Annotated in this window: 12 protein-coding genes and 1 pseudogene; 6 read left to right on the top strand and 7 right to left on the bottom strand. The window is 64.9% G+C overall.

All coding sequences use genetic code 11. The features are described 5' to 3' along the window. The first annotated feature begins 117 nt into the window (after nt 1-117). The 3 genes and pseudogenes from Q0D31_RS09340 (at nt 118) to Q0D31_RS09335 (ending at nt 5,443) form a co-directional block, all read left to right on the top strand. Nucleotides 118-2,163, top strand: a complete 2,046-nt coding sequence (locus tag Q0D31_RS09340) for an adenylate/guanylate cyclase domain-containing protein (RefSeq protein WP_291848842.1) — start codon at nt 118-120, stop codon at nt 2,161-2,163. 145 nt (nt 2,164-2,308) lie between these two features. Further along, nucleotides 2,309-2,434, top strand: a pseudogene (locus Q0D31_RS23985) (zinc ribbon domain-containing protein); the annotation flags it as partial. A 51-nt stretch (nt 2,435-2,485) separates the two neighbouring features. Beyond that, nucleotides 2,486-5,443 (top strand): adenylate/guanylate cyclase domain-containing protein, encoded by a 2,958-nt coding sequence (locus Q0D31_RS09335; protein ID WP_291848839.1) that lies wholly within the window; start codon nt 2,486-2,488, stop codon nt 5,441-5,443. Here Q0D31_RS09335 and Q0D31_RS09330 read toward each other — a convergent pair. Continuing rightward, entirely contained in the window at nt 5,367-6,041 is a 675-nt protein-coding gene (locus Q0D31_RS09330; RefSeq protein ID WP_291848836.1) for a class I SAM-dependent methyltransferase, read from the bottom strand. The two genes, Q0D31_RS09335 and Q0D31_RS09330, sit on opposite strands and share 77 nt — an antisense overlap. A 23-nt stretch (nt 6,042-6,064) precedes the next feature. Next, on the bottom strand, nt 6,065-6,541 hold the full coding sequence (locus Q0D31_RS09325) for a hypothetical protein (RefSeq protein ID WP_291848832.1): 477 nt from the start codon (nt 6,539-6,541) through the stop codon (nt 6,065-6,067). A 202-nt stretch (nt 6,542-6,743) separates the two neighbouring features. Here Q0D31_RS09325 and Q0D31_RS09320 point away from each other — a divergent pair, with 202 nt between their 5' ends. After that, a complete protein-coding gene (locus Q0D31_RS09320; protein WP_291848830.1) occupies nt 6,744-8,042 on the top strand; it encodes an MFS transporter in 1,299 nt (432 codons plus the stop codon). 10 nt (nt 8,043-8,052) lie between these two features. On the opposite strand, the gene Q0D31_RS09315 is transcribed toward Q0D31_RS09320, so the two are convergent. Next, entirely contained in the window at nt 8,053-8,664 is a 612-nt protein-coding gene (locus Q0D31_RS09315) for a TetR/AcrR family transcriptional regulator (protein ID WP_291848826.1), read from the bottom strand. Nucleotides 8,665-8,756: 92 nt separating this feature from the next. Between Q0D31_RS09315 and Q0D31_RS09310 the strand changes: the two genes are divergently transcribed. Continuing rightward, nucleotides 8,757-9,989: a cytochrome P450 gene (locus tag Q0D31_RS09310; RefSeq protein ID WP_291848823.1), complete on the top strand. Its 1,233-nt coding sequence runs from the start codon at nt 8,757-8,759 to the stop codon at nt 9,987-9,989. Nucleotides 9,990-10,145: 156 nt separating this feature from the next. Next, nucleotides 10,146-13,850 carry an AsmA family protein gene (locus Q0D31_RS09305; protein ID WP_291848820.1) on the top strand — a complete coding sequence of 1,235 codons (3,705 nt, stop codon included), beginning with the start codon at nt 10,146-10,148 and terminating at the stop codon, nt 13,848-13,850. A gap of 68 nt (nt 13,851-13,918) precedes the next feature. Here Q0D31_RS09305 and Q0D31_RS09300 read toward each other — a convergent pair whose 3' ends face one another. The 4 genes from Q0D31_RS09300 to Q0D31_RS09285 form a co-directional block, all read right to left on the bottom strand. After that, nucleotides 13,919-14,176: a ribbon-helix-helix domain-containing protein gene (locus Q0D31_RS09300; protein WP_291848817.1), complete on the bottom strand. Its 258-nt coding sequence runs from the start codon at nt 14,174-14,176 to the stop codon at nt 13,919-13,921. Continuing rightward, a complete protein-coding gene (locus tag Q0D31_RS09295) occupies nt 14,173-14,361 on the bottom strand; it encodes a DUF4169 family protein (protein ID WP_291848814.1) in 189 nt (62 codons plus the stop codon). The genes Q0D31_RS09300 and Q0D31_RS09295 overlap by 4 nt, the downstream gene beginning before the upstream one ends. Before the next feature lie 271 nt (nt 14,362-14,632). Beyond that, entirely contained in the window at nt 14,633-16,048 is a 1,416-nt protein-coding gene (fumC, locus tag Q0D31_RS09290; RefSeq protein WP_291848811.1) for a class II fumarate hydratase, read from the bottom strand. Between the two features lie 72 nt (nt 16,049-16,120). Then, nucleotides 16,121-16,636 (bottom strand): ClpXP protease specificity-enhancing factor SspB, encoded by a 516-nt coding sequence (locus Q0D31_RS09285; protein WP_291848808.1) that lies wholly within the window; start codon nt 16,634-16,636, stop codon nt 16,121-16,123. Between the last annotated feature and the right edge of the window lie 105 nt (nt 16,637-16,741).

Raw genomic sequence — 16,741 nt, 5'->3', positions numbered from 1 at the left:
CGGCGTTCACTCCGGTCACAGAGCCGTGTCCGGGACGCGGAAATGGCCTCGCCGGTGAAACGGACGCTGCTATGGTTCCGTATTGCGGTAGCAGCCCCGCGAACAAGGACCATCCGCATGCGCCTCGGCATCCGCAGCGCCATTTCGGCCCTCGTGCTGGCGTCGATCGTCGTCAGCGCCGTCGGCGTGCATCTGTTGTGGTGGCGCACCGCCCAGCAGATCAGCCAGACCCTGGCCAACACCATCAACGGCCAGATCGTGTCCGCGGTCGGTGACGAACTGCAGTCGGTCACGACCGAAGCGCGGTCGGCCATGCTGGCGGTGCGGACGCTGATGGCCGAAAAGGTGTTCGAGCCGCGCGACGAACGGAAGCGCGAAGTCGTGTTCCAGTCGCAGCTATTGTCTCACCCGACCATCTCCTGGGTCGCGTTCGGCTGGCCCGACGGGTCGTTCTTTGCCGGGCGCAAGGCCGGCGACGGCGTTCTCGAAATGCTCGCGATCGCCCCCGACCGCCGGATGCGGACCAATCGATATGAATTCGTCGGCAACGACCTTCGGCTGAAGAACACGCGGGACGAGGACACCGGCTACGCCGTCATCGACCAGGAATGGTTCAAGGTCGCCACCGAGACCAATGACGAACACTGGACCACGCTGACCACCCTGCCGAGCGGCGAACGGCTGGCGGCGGCGTTCGCGGCGCCGGTCGAGATCGACCAGAAGCCTGCCGGCGTCATTGCCATCATCATCATCGAACTGACCCGCGTCTCGAATTTCCTGTCGCAGCTCACGGTCGGAAAATCGGCCGGCGCCTTTATCCTCGAGCGGGACGGCAAGGTGGTCGCCGCACCCGATCCGGACGCCAACGAGGTGACGGCGCTGAAAACCGATCATCCGCTGTTTGCCGTCGCCGTCGATGCGATCCGCAACGCCAGCGCCTACCAACCCGGTGAAGGGGAGCCGTTTCACACCAAGGTAATGCGGGACGGCAAGGCGTATCAGGCGGTGCTGACGCCGATTTCGTTTCCGGGCTGGTCGCTGGTGACCGTGGTGCCGGAATCGGAGTTTCTCGGACCGGTGCAGATGACGATCCGCAACTTGCTGATCGGCCTTGCGGTCCTGATCGTGCTTGCCGGGCTGTTGTCGGCATGGCTGGCCCAGCGCCTGATCGCCGCGCCCCTGATCAAGGTGATGAGCGAGATCAGGCATGTCGAGCGCTTCGATCTCGACAAGGTGCAGCGGCATCCGTCGCGGCTGACCGAGATCGAGAACCTGTCGGGCGCCATCGGCGACATGGCGCAGGGGCTCGCCGCGTTCCGGAAATACATTCCGGCCGATCTGGTCCGGCGGCTGATCAGCGACGGCAACGGGGCGCGCCTCGGCGGCGCGGTGCGGCCGATGAGCGTGATGTTCGTCGATCTTGCCGGTTTCACCGGCATGTCGGAGCGGCTCGGCGACCGCATCATTCCGCTGCTGTCGCGCTATTTCGACGCCGTCTCGGCGCAGGTTCAGAGCCACAACGGCACCATCGACAAGTTCATCGGCGACGCCGTGATGGCGTTCTGGGGCGCGCCGGCGCCCAATCCCGATCACGCCGTCGACTGCTGCCGGGCGGCGCTGGCGTGCCAGCGCGCGGTGGCGCAGGCGCGCCTGGTCGACGACCACGGCCAGCCGGCCCGGATTCGCATCGGCATCAATTCCGGCGACATGCTGGTCGGCAACATCGGGTCGGAAGTCCGGCTCAACTACACCGTCATCGGCGACGCCGTGAACATCGCAAGCCGGCTGGAGAGCACCAACAAGGTCTACGGATCCACCATCATCATCGGCCCGGAAACCCGCCGGCTGGCCGGGAACCATATCGTGGTCCGCGAACTGGACCGTCTCGCGGTGTATGGCCGCGCCGGCGGGCTGCAGATCTACGAACTGCTGGGAATGGCCGGCGAACTCGATGGCGCGCCCGGCTGGGTGGCGTCCTACGAGGCCGGCCTCGCCGCCTGGCGCGCGCGCGAATTCACCGCCGCGATCGCCGCGTTCGAGCAGGTGCTGGAAACCCGCACCGACGACGCAGCCTCGCGGGCGATGATCGAGCGCTGCCGGCGCCAGCTCGAACATCCGGCCGGCGAGGGCTGGGACGGGACGACGGTGGCGCGGAGCAAGTAGTCGCTGCCGCGGTGCCGCCCGGGTTCCGCAGGGCGCTATCGTGAAGCCGCCAGGGTATCCGGTATTGCCTTCCCCCAATGCGCTCTTTTGCCTTGACCGTGCTAGGATGTCGGCGGCCGGAAGGCCGCAAGTCAAGGGTTTGTAAATGCTGTGCCCGGCCTGTCAGATGGAAACGTTGGCGGAAGACAGGGTCTGCCGATCGTGCGGCATCAGCTTTTCCGTCATTTGCCCGAATTGCCGTCATCCCAACCTCGGAGCCGCGAGGTTTTGCGGGGATTGCGGTGAGCGCCTCGACCAACCGCAGGCGCTGGGCGAGCGCAAGGTGGTCACCGTCCTTTTCGCCGACATCGTCGGTTCGACCGAACTGATCGGGGACAACGATCCCGAACAGGCGCTCGATCGGCTGCCCCCCGCGCTGGCCCGCATGGGAAACGCGGTCAATCAATTCCAGGGCACCATCATCCGCAGCATGGGCGACGGCCTGATGGTGATTTTCGGCGTCCCCCACGCCCAGGAGGACCACGCGCTGCGCGCCTGCCAGGCCGCGCTCTTGATGGTGCAGTCGTCACACGACAACGGCATCACGCTTCGGGTCGGAATTCACTCCGGAGAGATCGTCGCCGGTCTGCCCGACAAGTTCACCGGGGAGCAAAGCGTCTACGGCGCCGCCGTGCATCTGGCGAGCCGGCTGGAGCACATGGCCCAGCCCGGCGACATCTGCGTCACCGAATCGACGTTCAGGCTGGTGCAATCGCATTGCGACGGCCGGCCGCTTGGCCATCAGGACGTCAAGGGATTTCCGCGGCCGATCGGGATCTACCGGATTGCCGGAATGAAGGCGTCGCGCGCGCCGTTCCGGGACAATGTCATCGGAGCCTATCGCGGGCGGGATGCGGAACTGACCATCCTTCACGACGCGTTTGCGGGGGCCGAGCGCGGAACCGGCAAGGCGATTGGGATCTCGGCGCCTCCCGGTCTCGGCAAGAGCCGCCTGTGTTTCGAGTTCGCCAAGGCCGCGAGGGACCGGATGGTGCCGGTGCTGGAGGCGAGGGCGTCACCCTATGATCATTCGGGTCCGTTGCAGCCGCTGGTGGAATTCTTCCGGACCTATTTCAGGATCACATCCGCGGACGCCCCAGAGACGGCGCGCGCGAAAATCGTATCGCGGATCGAGGCGGCGGTCCCGGAGCTTGTCGAGGACGTGGCGGTACTGTTCGAATTTCTTGGCATTGCCGATGCCAAGCTACCCCCGTCAACCCTCGATCCCAAGGTCAGGCATTCGCGACTCATTAACCTGGTCGTCAGCCTCGTGCGTGATGGAACGCGAACGCCCTCGGTGATCGTCATCGAAGATATTCACTGGCTCGACGAGGCGAGTATCGAGTTTGTGTCGGCGTTGGTGCGAGTAGCACCGGTTAGCCGCGTGCTGCTCGTGCTCAATTATCGACCTACCTTTCAGGCCCCCTGGAAGGATGGATTGGGCTTTCACGAAATCCGGCTCGAGGAATTGCGCGACGAAGACGTCTCCTCCCTCATCAGGGACTTGGTCGGCGATGATCCGTCCACCGCCGCCATTCGCGATCGCATCGTCGAGAGAAGCGGTGGCAACCCGTTCTTTGCGGAGGAATTGATCAGGTCGCTGGTCGACAGCGGCGAGCTGGATGGCCGGCCGGGAAATTACAGGGCGCTAGAAGGATCGCGGGCGGAAACACTTCCGGCCACCGTCCAATCCGTGATCGGAGCACGCGTCGACCGCCTCTCGCCATCGGACAAGGAGGTGCTGCAGATCGGTGCAACGATCGGGCGAGAATTTCCGGTGTCGGTTCTCGCCGAGATAACGCGAGCGACCGCCGCCGATCTCGCCGGCATTCTCGGCAGGCTGTCTCAGGTGGGGCTGGTCCAAGGGATGTCGATCGAGAATGAGCCCGATCGTTTCGCGTTCCGCCATCCTTTGATCCAGGAGGTTGCCTATGCCATGCAGTTGCGGACCCGGCGGATCGAGCTTCATGCGGCGGTGGCGAAGGCGCTGGAACGGTTTCATCATAATCAGCTCAGCGAATATGCCGATCTGATCGCATATCATTTCGAGGCGGCCAGGGATCTGGCGTCGGCCGCAATCTACACTGCCCGCGCCGCCGCCTGGATCGGGACCACGAATGCGAGGCTGGCGTTGAAGTCGTGGCAAAAGGTGCGGCTGTTGCTGCAGTCGCTGCCGCGCACGCCCGAAACCGACCGCCTGCGCTTCAAGGCATCCGGACAGGTGATGAATGCAGCGTGGCGGGAAGGCATCAGCGCCGAGGAAATCGCGCCGTTTGCCAAGGAAGCGCTCGATCTTTCCAGGGAGATGCAGGACTCCGCCGCTGAGGTGCTGACGCTAGCCGTGTACGGCCGGCTTTCCGCATGTACGGGCTCGGCGGACGATTATGTGAAACAGGTCTTGCAGGCGATCAATCTTTCCGGGAATGCCGATCCCGGCGTCAGGACCATGCTGCAGGTGTTCCTGTGCCAGGCCTGTGGTTACGCCGGAAAGCTTCGGGAGGCGCTGCAGGCCAGCGATACGGCGCTTGCGCGGATTGGAGATATCCGGCCGTCCCACGACGCGATGATCGGCTTCAGCGTGGAAAGGTGGGTTGAAAGCCTCCGGGCGCGGCTGCTGGTGCGAATGGGCAGTTTCGCCGCGGCGAAGCAAAGCATCGACAGGCTGGCGTCGAGTGAGAAGGATAATTCGGATCCTGCCGTCCAGTTCATTCCGCATCTGGCTGCGGTCGAACTCGCATGGCTCACACAGGACCAGAAACTCGCCGAACTTCACAGCAGCCGCATCGATGAGATCGCTACAAGCAGCCGCATTCCCTATGTCGCGGTCTATGCTGCCGTTTGCAAGTCGTTGGCGCTTTCGTTGTCAGGTAACCACGTCGCCGCAATACAGAAGCTTGAATCGGCCATCCGGCTGGCGACCGAGGCCTTTGCAGGAATGGAGTATCAAAGCGAAATGCTGGCGTTCCTTGCGGAGATCCATTTGAGGAGCAACAGCCCGACGGCCGCGTTCCGGGTCGCCGAAAGGGCGATGGCGGTTGCCAGGGATCGTCGCGCCCGATTGGCGGAATGCCGCGCCGCAATCGTCCTAGCGAAAGTGCTGGGCGAAGGAGAGTTCAGCCACTCCGAATTCAGGACCGGCGATCTGCTCGCGCTGGCGAGTCGACTTATCGAGGAGACCGGCGCACTTCCTTACAAGAAACTGCTTTCCGAGGCGCAGCCTTCTGCGGCTTCATGCGGATGAGCAACGTAAACTCGCGCAGGCCGTAATCTCCGAGCAATCGGACGCTGCAACCGAGTTGCTCCCTGCAGAAACCGGCCCAGCGTTGTGGGTTGCTGCGATAGAGCCCATCCTCGGTCGGCTTGTCGTCGTGCGGCAACAGGAAATTGACGGCGAAGCCGATCCGGCTGCTGGCGCGCATATCGGCGAGGATTGACTCCACATAATTCTCCCACTCGCCGACGGGGTGACCGAGACGGACATTGCAGACCCCACTGGCGATCGAATAGTCCGCCCTCCGACCGCAGCGTGAGCCCACGGCAAAAACCGCGCGTCCGTGGCTGCCCCAGCGTTCGCGGGCCACCGTGATCATCGACGCTGAAATGTCGATGCCGCGATAGCCGACTTCGGCCTCGGCATGTCGCATGTTCAGATACTCCAGCAGCGCACCGTAGCCGCAGCCGAAATCGTTCAGGCTGAGCGGCGCGCTGAAATCGCAAACCTTCATAAGCTGGGCGAACCGCAGATACTGCGAGGCCGCATTCGGCCAATCGACCCCAAGCGGGTTAGGGCCGTGGCGTTCGATCGTTCCCGAATAGTAATCGCGAACCCTGGCGCGCAACCCACGCATGCGCGAGCTTCAATCTACTTCTTGCGTGCGCCTGCCTTGGGCCGGTCCGCGCCGATGGTCGGCACCGAGATGGTGAGATAGGTCTTGGTTGAAAATGAGAACGGCTTGTCTGAGGTGATGTGAACGATACCTCGGGGAGATTCTGCCGGGTGCCAGGTGAAATAGACTGGCAAGGGCCGTGAACTTTCCAGGTTTTCCCGGAGCGAAGCGAGGATTTGATCGTGTCCGCTCAGCGTCGACGGCTTTTCATCGACGTCGGCTTTGGTTTTCATCAGGGATTGGAGGTATTTCATGAAGCCGTCGCGGTCGGTCTCTCCGACGGGGGCGATGTTGAGCAAAGCAAACGCGCTCTTGAGCGTATGTGGCCGTGAGAACAGCTTGAACTCGCGCTGAAACCCGATCATCTCGGTCAACGCATCGCCGATGGCGAACCGGGCATTCAACTGTTGCTGGACATGAGGGACGTACCCATCGGCGACTAACGCACCCATTCTACACCTCCTGAAAACACTGCTGAAAAAGCCATGTTAGCCTGCTTCCTGGTCCTCGGCCAGAAGCAAGTGGCAGGACATCCAGCGGCAGACGTGGATCGCGGTCGCGCAATTGCGCCGAGGTTCGGGCCGTGCATGATGGTGGCGCAGTATCCGCGTCGCCGCGACAGCGCGCCACCCAACTCTCACCCGGCCAAACCCCATGCGTCTTCCCTTCTTCTATGGCTGGCTGATCGTTGCGGTGACGTTCGTGACCATGGCGATCGGGGTCAATGCGCGGACCGCGTTCTCGCTGTTCTTTCCGCCGATCATCGGCGAGTTCGGCTGGGAGCGGGGCGTCACCGCGGGCGCCTTTTCCTTTGGCTTTGTGGTGTCCGCCGGCGTCAGCCCGCTGATCGGCCGGCTGATGGACCGCTTTGGTCCGCGCGCGGTGATGGAACTCGGCGTTGCGTTGATGGGGGGCGGGTTGCTGCTGGCGCCGCTGACGAGCGAGCCATGGCACCTTTACCTCACCATCGGCGTGCTGGTCGGCGCGGGCAGCGTCTGCCTCGGCTATTCCGGCCAGTCGCTGTTCCTGCCGAACTGGTTCATCCGCCGCCGCGGGCTTGCGATGGGGCTGGCGTTCGCCGGCGTCGGCATCGGCTCGGTGACGCTGCTGCCGTGGGTGCAGCACATGATCGAGCAGACCGGCTGGCGCACCGCCTGCACCGCAATGGGCATTCTGGTTTTCGTCGTGCTCGGGCCGATCAACCTGTTGCTGCGAATGCGGCCCGAGCATCTCGGCCTGCTGCCGGACGGCGACGCGGCGCCGTCGGCGACATCGGCCGCGCCAATCTCGAACATTGTCGATCCGGTCTGGGCCGCAACCGACTGGACGCTCCGCCGCGCGATGGCGACCGCGCGGTTCTGGTGGATTGCGCTCGGCTACTTCTGCGGCCTCTATGTCTGGTACGCGGTGCAGGTGCACCAGACCAAGTTCCTGCTCGACATCGGCTTCAGCGCCAATGTCGCGGTGTGGTCGCTCGGCGTCGTCAGCCTGCTCGGCATTCCCGGCCAGATCTGGCTCGGGCATCTATCCGACCGGATCGGGCGCGAATGGATCTGGGCGGTGAGCTGCGCCGGCTTTGCGATCTGCTTTGCGGCGCTGATCGGGTTGAAGTTCGCGCCGGCGCTGCCGCTGGTCTACCTCATGATCTTCACCCAGGGCGCGCTCGGCTATGGCCTGACCTCGATCATGGGCGCGGTGGTGCTGGAGATCTTCCAGGGCAGACATTATGGCAGCATTTTCGGCACCATCATGCTGGCGGCGCTGGCCGGCGGCGCCGCCGGTCCGTGGGTGACCGGGCTGGTGTTCGATCTTTCCGGCAGTTATACAGTGGCGTTTGCGATCGGCATCGTCGTCAGCATCCTGTCGGCAGTGGCGATCTGGCAGGCCTCGCCGCGCAAGGTGCGGGCGGTCGCGGGACAGGTGTATAAAGTCTCACAGGCCGGCGCGCGTTGACGGGTTGGCGTCAGGCCGCTGAGATGCCCATCGCCCTTTGCAGGTCGCCGATGGCGCGCAGGAAGCTGTCGGGCGGCGTGGTTTCCGGATCGATCAGGCGGTGCAGCCTGAAACCGTCTTCCAGCGCCAGCACCACGGCGCCGGCCCAGGTCGGATTGAGAATGGTCGTCCGGCCGCTGTTCCTGGCGGTGGTCTCGATGATGTCGGTGACCAGTCTGCGCCGGGCGCGCAGCCGCTTGGCGAGTTCGGGCCTGCGCTTTTCGGCGCGCGCCACGAACAGGATCATCTCCATATGCAGCAGCGGCGAGCGACCGAGCGGGTCCTGCCGGCTGCGGTCCATGGTCTTCAGCGCGTCGATGAAATCCGCCAGGCTCTTGTGCCGGTCGAGCAGATCGTGAATGCGCCGGATCGATTGCTCGACATGGTTCTCGAGCATGGCGATGATCAGTTCGTCCCGGCTCTTGAAGTTCGAATAGAACGCGCCGCGGGTGAAACCGGCCGCGGCCGCGATCGCCTCGATGCTGGCGCCGCCGATGCCCAGTTCCTCGAACACGCGTGCCGCCGCCTCGAACAGTTTTTCGCGGGTGTCGTCGCGGGTGGGTCTGGTTCGGACTCTTGACATCGCTTCAGGTTAGGTCAGAATGCAACTCAATACAACAATGTATCGAGTGGACGGATTGCGCCCCGCGGCCCCCGCGGCAACAAGAGGTCACCATGAACGAGCATGTTCAGGCCGCGAGCAGCGCGCCATTGTTCGACCCGCTGTCCCCCGATTTCATCCGCGATCCCTATCCGCATTACTCGCGCATGCGCGCCACCGATCCGGTGCACCTGACGCCGCTCGGCATGTACGTGGCCAGCCGCCATGCCGAGGCCAGCCTCGTGATGCGGGACAAGCGCTTCGGCAAGGACTACGTCAACCGCACCATCCGCCGCTACGGCCCCAGAATCATGGACGAGCCGGTGTTCCGCAGCATGAGCCACTGGATGCTGCAGCAGGATCCGCCGGACCATACCCGTCTGCGCGGGCTGGTGGTCAAAGCCTTCACGGCGCGCCGGGTCGAGGACATGCGCCCGCGCATCCAGCAGATCGTCGATGAGACGCTCGACCGCATCATTCCCAAGGGCAGGATGGACCTGATCGAGGATTTCGCGTTCCGCCTGCCGGTGACCATCATCTGCGACATGCTCGGAATCCCCGAAGACCATCGCGAGGTGTTCTACGCCAGTTCGCGCGACGGCGGACGGCTGCTCGACCCGGTGCCGCTGTCGGCCGAGGAAATCCAGAAAGGCAACGCCGCCAACGCCATGGCCTCGATGTATTTCCAGCAATTGTTCGAGCTGCGGCGCAAGGATCCGCGCGACGACCTGATCACCCTCCTGGTGCAGGCCGAGGAAGACGGCAGCAAGCTCTCCAACGAGGAGCTGACCGCCAACATCATCCTGCTGTTCGGCGCAGGCCACGAGACCACGGTCAACCTGATCGGCAACGGCCTGCTGGCGCTGCATCGCAATCCCGATCAGCTCGAACTGCTGAAGGCCAACCCGCAACTGATCACCAACGCCATCGAGGAGTTCCTGCGCTACGATTCGTCGGTGCAACTGACCGGCCGGGTGGCGCTGGAGGACATCGAGGACCTCGGCGGCAAGCGAATCCCGAAGGGCGAGACCGTGCTGTGCCTGCTCGGCTCGGCCAACCACGATCCTGCGGTCTATCCAGATCACCCTGAGCGCCTCGTTATCGCCCGGCCCAACGTCAGGCCGCTGTCGTTTGGCGGCGGCATTCACTTCTGTCTCGGCGCCCAGTTGGCGCGGATCGAGGCCGAGGTCGCGATCTCGACCCTGTTGCGCCGGCTCCCGGAGCTGCGGCTCGATGACGCGGTCAATCCGGAATGGCGGCCGACCTTCGTGTTGCGCGGCCTGAAGCGCTTGCCCGCGAGCTGGTAACGGTTCCGGGCAGCGTTTCCCCGCCTGATTCGGTCTAATCGGGGCAGCTCGCGATGGCGCTGTGACTTCGGCACACTTGTCTCTATATTCCGGGTTGCTCCGGCACCGGGTTCGGCGTGACGCGGCCTGCGCCGGGGCGGTTCAAGGGGAGACACCGTGCAGACGACGCTGCTCGGCCTGGCAATCGCCTTCATCATCGCGCTGATCGCCGCGCTTGTCGGGCCGTACTTCATTGACTGGAACCAGTTTCGGCCGCAGTTCGAGGCCGAGGCGACGCGGATCATCGGCGCGCCGGTTCGCGTCGGGGGCAAGCTTGACGCCCGGCTGCTGCCGTCGCCCTCGTTGCAACTGCATTCCGTGGTGGTCGGCGGCGCCAACGACCTCGGCAAGGTTCGCGCCGACAAGCTCGATGTGGAATTCAGCCTGGGGTCGCTGATGCGCGGCGAGGTGCGCGCCACCGAACTGACGATCAACGGCATGTCGCTCGATCTTGGGCTGGATTCCCGAGGGCGGATCGACTGGCCGGCCTCGACCGGTGCGTTCAATCTGGGCTCGCTGGCGATCGATCGGTTGAATCTCACCGGCCGCATCGCCCTGCATGATGCGGCCAGCCGTGGCACGCTCGAACTCAACGACATCGTCTTCAGCGGCGACGTCCGCTCGCTCGCCGGCTCGATCCGCGGCGACGGCACCTTCATGCTGTCGGACACGCGTTACCCGTTTCGCGTCTCGTCGGGGCAGGGCCCCGACGGCAACGGCACCCGGATTCATCTGAACATCGATCCGGGCCAGCGCGCGCTGGCGGTCGATCTCGATGGCGTCCTGACCTTCGAGGCCCGCGCGCCACGTTTCGAGGGCGCGCTCTCGTTCGCCGCTCCCGCCCAAAAAGGCAATGACGAGGAGACGCCATGGCGCATCGCCGCGAAGGTCAGGGCCGACTATTCGGCGGCCCGGCTCGAACAGGTCGAGCTGACCTATGGCGCGGAAGAGCGGGCGCTGAAGCTTTCCGGCGCCGGCGATATCCGCTTCGGCGCGACGCCGCTGCTGCGCGCGGCGCTGTCGGCGCGCCAGCTCGACGCCGACCGGTTCGTCGCCAAGACCAGTTCTACCAGCAACTCGGCGAAGAACAGCTCTGCGAACAATCCGGCCGAGCCGGTCCGGGCCTGGCCGGCTTTGCGGGCCCTGACCGCGGGAATTCCGCATCTGCCGCTGCCCTCGCAGATCCAGCTCGCCTCCGAACAGGTCATGCTCGGGGGGCGCCCGTTGCAGGATATTGCCGCCCAGTTGCACGGTGACGCCGGGTCCTGGCGGGTCCACAGGCTGGAATTCCGCGCGCCCGGCGCGACACGAGTCTCACTCAGCGAGGCGGGTGCGAAAAATGTTGGACTGGACCAGTTCAAGGCCGGCATCAACATCGAATCGACCGACCCCGACGCGCTGCTGACCTGGCTGCAGGGCCGCGGCGACATCGGCTATCGCAGCCAGAAACCGCTGAGACTGCGCGGCGACGTCACCATGGCGTCGGATGGCTTTGTCATCGACGCCATGAAGGCCGAGATCGACGGTGGCACCGTGGAGGGGCGCGTTGCGGTGTCGCACCGGAGGCCAGATCGCGGTTCCCGGATCGTTGCGGAAGTGAAAGCGGAGCGTCTCGATCTCGACGCCGCCACGGCGGTTGCACGGTCGCTGGCGGGGCCCCAGGCCGAGTGGCCGGATGAGGGGCAGCTTTCGCTCGACATCGGCCAGGCCATTTCTGCCGGGCAGGAGCTCAGGCCGTTGCTCGCCAGGCTGGGCTATTCGCCGAACAGGATATCGCTCGACCAGCTGAAGATCGGCCAGCCCGACAGCGTGACGCTGGAAGGCGCGGGAAGTTTCGACCGCGTCAATGCGTCCGGAAGGCTCGCGCTGGACTCCGGCGCCGCCTCGCTCGCGCGGCTCACGGGTTTGATCGCGCCGTTTGCGCCTTCGCTGGCAGCGCGGCTCGACGCGATGGGCTCCAGCCCGGGGCCGGCGCGCCTGAAACTGTCGCTCGATCTCGATAATCATCCCGGGCAGGCCGATCGCGCCCAGGCGCGCGCCGTCGTCGACCTCGACTCGCCGCAACTCAAGGGCCGCGCCACCCTCACCGCCAGGCCGCCCGTCGCAGCGATCACCGGCGTTGATCTGGCCGCGCTCGGACGCAGCGAAGTCGGGATCGAGGCGAAATGGTCGTCCGGGCAAGGCCGCGCGCTGCTGGCGTTGCTTGGTTTCGATGGCGCCGTTGCAGCCGGCGACGGCCCGGCGCAATTCGAGGGGACGGCGACGGGCGCGTGGGGCGCTGCGTTGCGGCTCAAGGCACGGATAGCAGGTACGGGGCTCGATGCCGAAGCGGAGGGTTCGGCCGAACCGTGGGCGCAGGACGCCAAGGCCAATCTCTCCCTGAAGGTTCGCAGCGCCAATCTCGGCCCGCTGCTCGGTCTCAGGCCGGCAGATACGCTGGCGCAGAACATAGGCCTGTCCGCGCGCGTCGTCCTTGCCGGTGGCCGGCTGACTTTCGACGATCTCGACAGCAGCATCGGCGGTGCGCGCCTGCGCGGTCGGCTGGCGGTCAATCTGGCGCATGAGAAGGAGGTGGAGGGCGAGATCGGCGCCGACCGGCTCGCACTGGCGCCGGCCTTTGCCTTTGCGCTGGGCGCGGCCGGACATGACGCGGCCGAGCCGCTCGGGGCCGGGCTGATGAAGGGCTGGCGCGGCCGGATCGCGTTTCAGGCGTTGCAGGGACTGCTTCCGGGCGGAAGCGAAATTCAGCCGGTAAGCGGGATCATCAAGAGCGACGGCCGTTCGCTGACCTTCGATTCCATCCAGGGCAAGATCGGCGGTGGAGAGGTCACCGCCAGCGTCGATGCCAGGCCGGGAGCCAATGGCACGATGCTGAACGCCAGCGTTCAGTTCAGCGGCGTCGACGGCACGTCGCTGCGCTATCGCAACCTCGCAATGCCCGCGGGCCGGGCTTCGATGCAGATGACATTGACGAGCCAGGGCCGTAGCGCTTCGGCGTTGTCGGGGGCGCTGTCCGGCAGCGGAACGCTGACGCTGGAGCAGGCCAGGATCGCCGGGCTCGACCCGCGCGCCTTCGAGGCAGGAGTTCGCGCCAACGACAGCGGGCAGGCGAGGGATGGCGCGAGGCTCGCGCAGATCGTCGAGGCGGCGCTTTCGGCCGGCGCGCTCGCAATACCGTCGGCGCAAATACCTTTCATCATCCGGGACGGCCGCGTTCGCGTCGGCGCCACCACGCTCGACGGCAACGGCGTGCGTGCCGTTGTTTCTGGTGGATACGACGTTCCCGCCGATCAGGCCGATATCCGCGCCGCGCTCGCCCTGACGATGACGGCCGGGCGACCGGAGATCCAGCTGTTTGCCGTCGGCACGCCCGATGCGCTGACGCGAAGCATTGACGTGACCGCGTTTTCATCCTGGTTGGCAGTGCGGGCGATCGATTACGAGACCCGGAGGCTCGACGCCATTGAACGGGGCGAGCCACCGCCGGCCATGCCGGCGCCGATATCACTGCCCGTGGATGCGCACGGACCCACGCCGGAGGCGATCCCACCCGGCGAGGCGTTGACCCATGTGCCGCTGCCCGGCCGCGACCCGCGGCGATCTCCGCAGAAGTCGAAGCCGGCAGCGCCGCGCGCGCCGCCGGTTGTCAGCGCCCCGTTAGCACCATCGCCAGCCGGCGGGCAGCCGCAGGTTGCGCCGCTACCGCCTCCGATCGATGTCAAGCCCGCCGCGGGTGCCGCAAAGCCGAAACCGCGTCCGCCGCTGGCGCTGACGCCGCAGGTCGCCAATCCGCCGCGTCCGCCGTTGCAAAACAGCAATTGATCGGGATTGGAGTTAAATCGTCCGGCGACGGTGCCTGGGGGCGCGAAGGCAATGGCATCCGCATGCATCTAAGCCTGCGAACGCTGCCCCTCCTGTGCGGCGGCGGGCATTGCGCGGGTTCGGAAATAGTCGAGCACGAAAAGCCGGATTGCCGAGGACAAATTGCCCTGCTGACGGTTGCTGTCGATCTCGCCCACCAGCTCCGACAATGTCATGTTTCGCAGGCCCGAAATTTCCTTCATGCCGTTCCAGAAGGCCTCTTCCAGGCTGACGCTGGTCTTGTGACCGCCTACCACGATCGAGCGTTTGACGACGGGCGACTTCATGATGCGTCTCCGTCTTCGATCCTGTGCTGGTCCAGCACATTGTTGGCGCGGTCCTTCTGATGTTCGTCGCGTACGCGTTCGGCTTTGGTCCGGCCGAACCGCGCGCGGTTGGCGTCGGCCTCGCTGGCCGATTGCTGCCGCTCGCTACGCTTCTTGAAGCGCTTGAAGTTGACCAGATCGCCCATTCCCGTATCCCTCATCCGGCGACTCGCAGGCGAAATTCATCGGCAAGAAGAAAGCCATCGGGCGGCGCGCAAGCAAAGACGACCGTCATCGGGGATCCCCGTGCGATGTGCTCTGATAGCATCAAAAGTCAAATTTCGCTCTTCGAAAACCAAACAATCCGTGCTTTTTGCAATATGTCGGCGGAACGGCGATAGTTTGATGCACTACAATCTTTAGGCGCTTGGTTGCAAAAATAATTGCCTGCTTCCGTAGTTTCCCGGTCCGCTGCAATCAGCCTGGGCGTGTCATCTTGCCCGGTTGCATGAGCCGGTCGAATTCCGCGGCGTCCACAAACCCAAGCCGCACGGCCTCCTGCTTCAGCGTCGTTCCGCGAGCATGCGCGGCCTTGGCGACCGCTGCAGCGTTGTCATATCCGATCCTGGGCGCGAGCGCGGTGACCAGCATCAGAGAACGTTCCATCAACTCGCGGATGCGCTTTTCGTCGGCTCGTATACCGGCCACGCAATGTTCCCTGAAAGAGCGGGCAGCATCAGCCAACAGTTCTATGGAATGCATCATACAATATGCCAGCACCGGCTTGTAGACGTTCAACTCGAAATGACCCTGGCTACCGGCCACTGTGATGGTGGTCTGATTGCCGAACACCTGGCAGCAAACCATGGTCATCGCCTCGCATTGGGTCGGGTTGACCTTGCCGGGCATGATCGAGGAGCCCGGCTCGTTTTCGGGCAGGATCAACTCGCCGAGGCCGGAACGCGGACCCGATCCCAAGAGGCGAATATCGTTGGCGATCTTGAACAGGCCGGTCGCGACCGAATTGATCGCGCCATGCACCAGCACGTAGGCGTCGTTCGACGCCAGCGCCTCGAATTTGTTGGGAGCGCTGGTGAAGGGCAGGCTGGTGATTTTCGCGACGTGCCTGGCGAACCGTTTGGCAAAACCAGGTTTCGAGTTCAAACCGGTACCGACGGCGGTGCCGCCCTGCGCCAGCGGGAACAGTTCCTTCACCGCCACCTGCAGCCGCGCGATGCCGTTCTCGACCTGCGCGGCATAGCCGGAGAATTCCTGCCCCAGGGTGAGGGGCGTCGCATCCTGGGTATGGGTTCGCCCGATCTTGACGATGGCAGCGAACGCCTTTTCCTTCTTGCGCAATTCGAGATGAAGTTCGCTCAGGGCCGGGATCAGGTCGGTGACGATCCGCCCGGCCGCGGCGACATGCATTGCGGTCGGAAACGAATCGTTTGAGGACTGGCTCATATTGACGTGATCGTTGGGATGAATCGGCGCCTTGGCGCCGATCTCTCCGCCGAGCATCTCGTTGGCGCGGTTGGCGATTACCTCATTGAGGTTCATGTTGGTTTGGGTGCCGGAGCCGGTCTGCCATACGACCAGGGGGAAGTGCTCGTCGAGCTTGCCCTCGATCACCTCGCGCGCGGCGCGGATGATGGCCCCGGCGCGGCGCGCGTCGAGCTGACCGAGTTCCTGATTGGTTTGCGCAGCCGCGAGTTTGACGATGCCGAGCGCATGGACGATTGCGATCGGCATGCGGTCCTGGCCGATCTTGAAGTTCCGCCGCGAGCGTTCGGTCTGGGCGCCCCAGTAGCGGTCGGCGGCCACCTCGATCGGACCGAAGCTGTCGGTTTCGCGGCGGGTGGATTTTCTGCCGGATGTCACCCGTCGGGCCATGCATAACGTCCGTTGCGCCGTCCAATGGCGGGACATCCACACTACCGCATCGCCGACTTTCTCGCGCGCGGATTATTTCTTGCGGAAACGATCCAGCCGCACCACTTCCGCGCCGTCGCCAGGCTTCGCCGGCGCATCGCCCCTTTCGGCGGCAGCTGCCGGTTCGATGACGGGCAGGGCGGACGGGGGGGCAACCGCGGGAAGCTTGGCCGCCGGCGTCTCAGTCGCCGCCTCCGACGGCTCGAACTGCAGGCCGAATTGAACGGAAGGATCGAGAAAGCTCTTGATCGCCGCGAACGGCACCACCAGCCGCTCCGGGATGCCGCCGAACGACAGGCCAACCTCGAAACGATCTTCCGTAACCACCAGGTCCCAAAACTGGTGCTGCAGGATGATCGTCATCTCCTCCGGATATTGCGCAAGCAGACGCGGCGACAGCTTGACGCCCTCGGCGGTGGACATGAAGGTGATGAAGAAATGATGCTCGCCGGGCAGCCCGTGCTCGGCCGCGTCGGTCAGTACGCTTCGCAGCACGCCGCGCAGCGCGTCGCGCGCCAGCACGTCATAACGGATGTGATCGGTCGCCATGGGTGTCCTGTTGCGTTGAGTGGCCGCCGGTCGCCCGACTCGCCCTGTTAGACTGATCGTATCCTGCCGCCGGCCGCAGGTCAGCAGCCGTGACGGGCCGAATTT

Origin of the sequence: Bradyrhizobium sp., from assembly GCF_022844465.1 — a bacterium.
GTDB lineage: Bacteria > Pseudomonadota > Alphaproteobacteria > Rhizobiales > Xanthobacteraceae > Bradyrhizobium.
The sequence above is the reverse complement of the archived record's forward strand: the minus strand, read 5'-3'. Positions and strand labels throughout refer to the sequence as shown.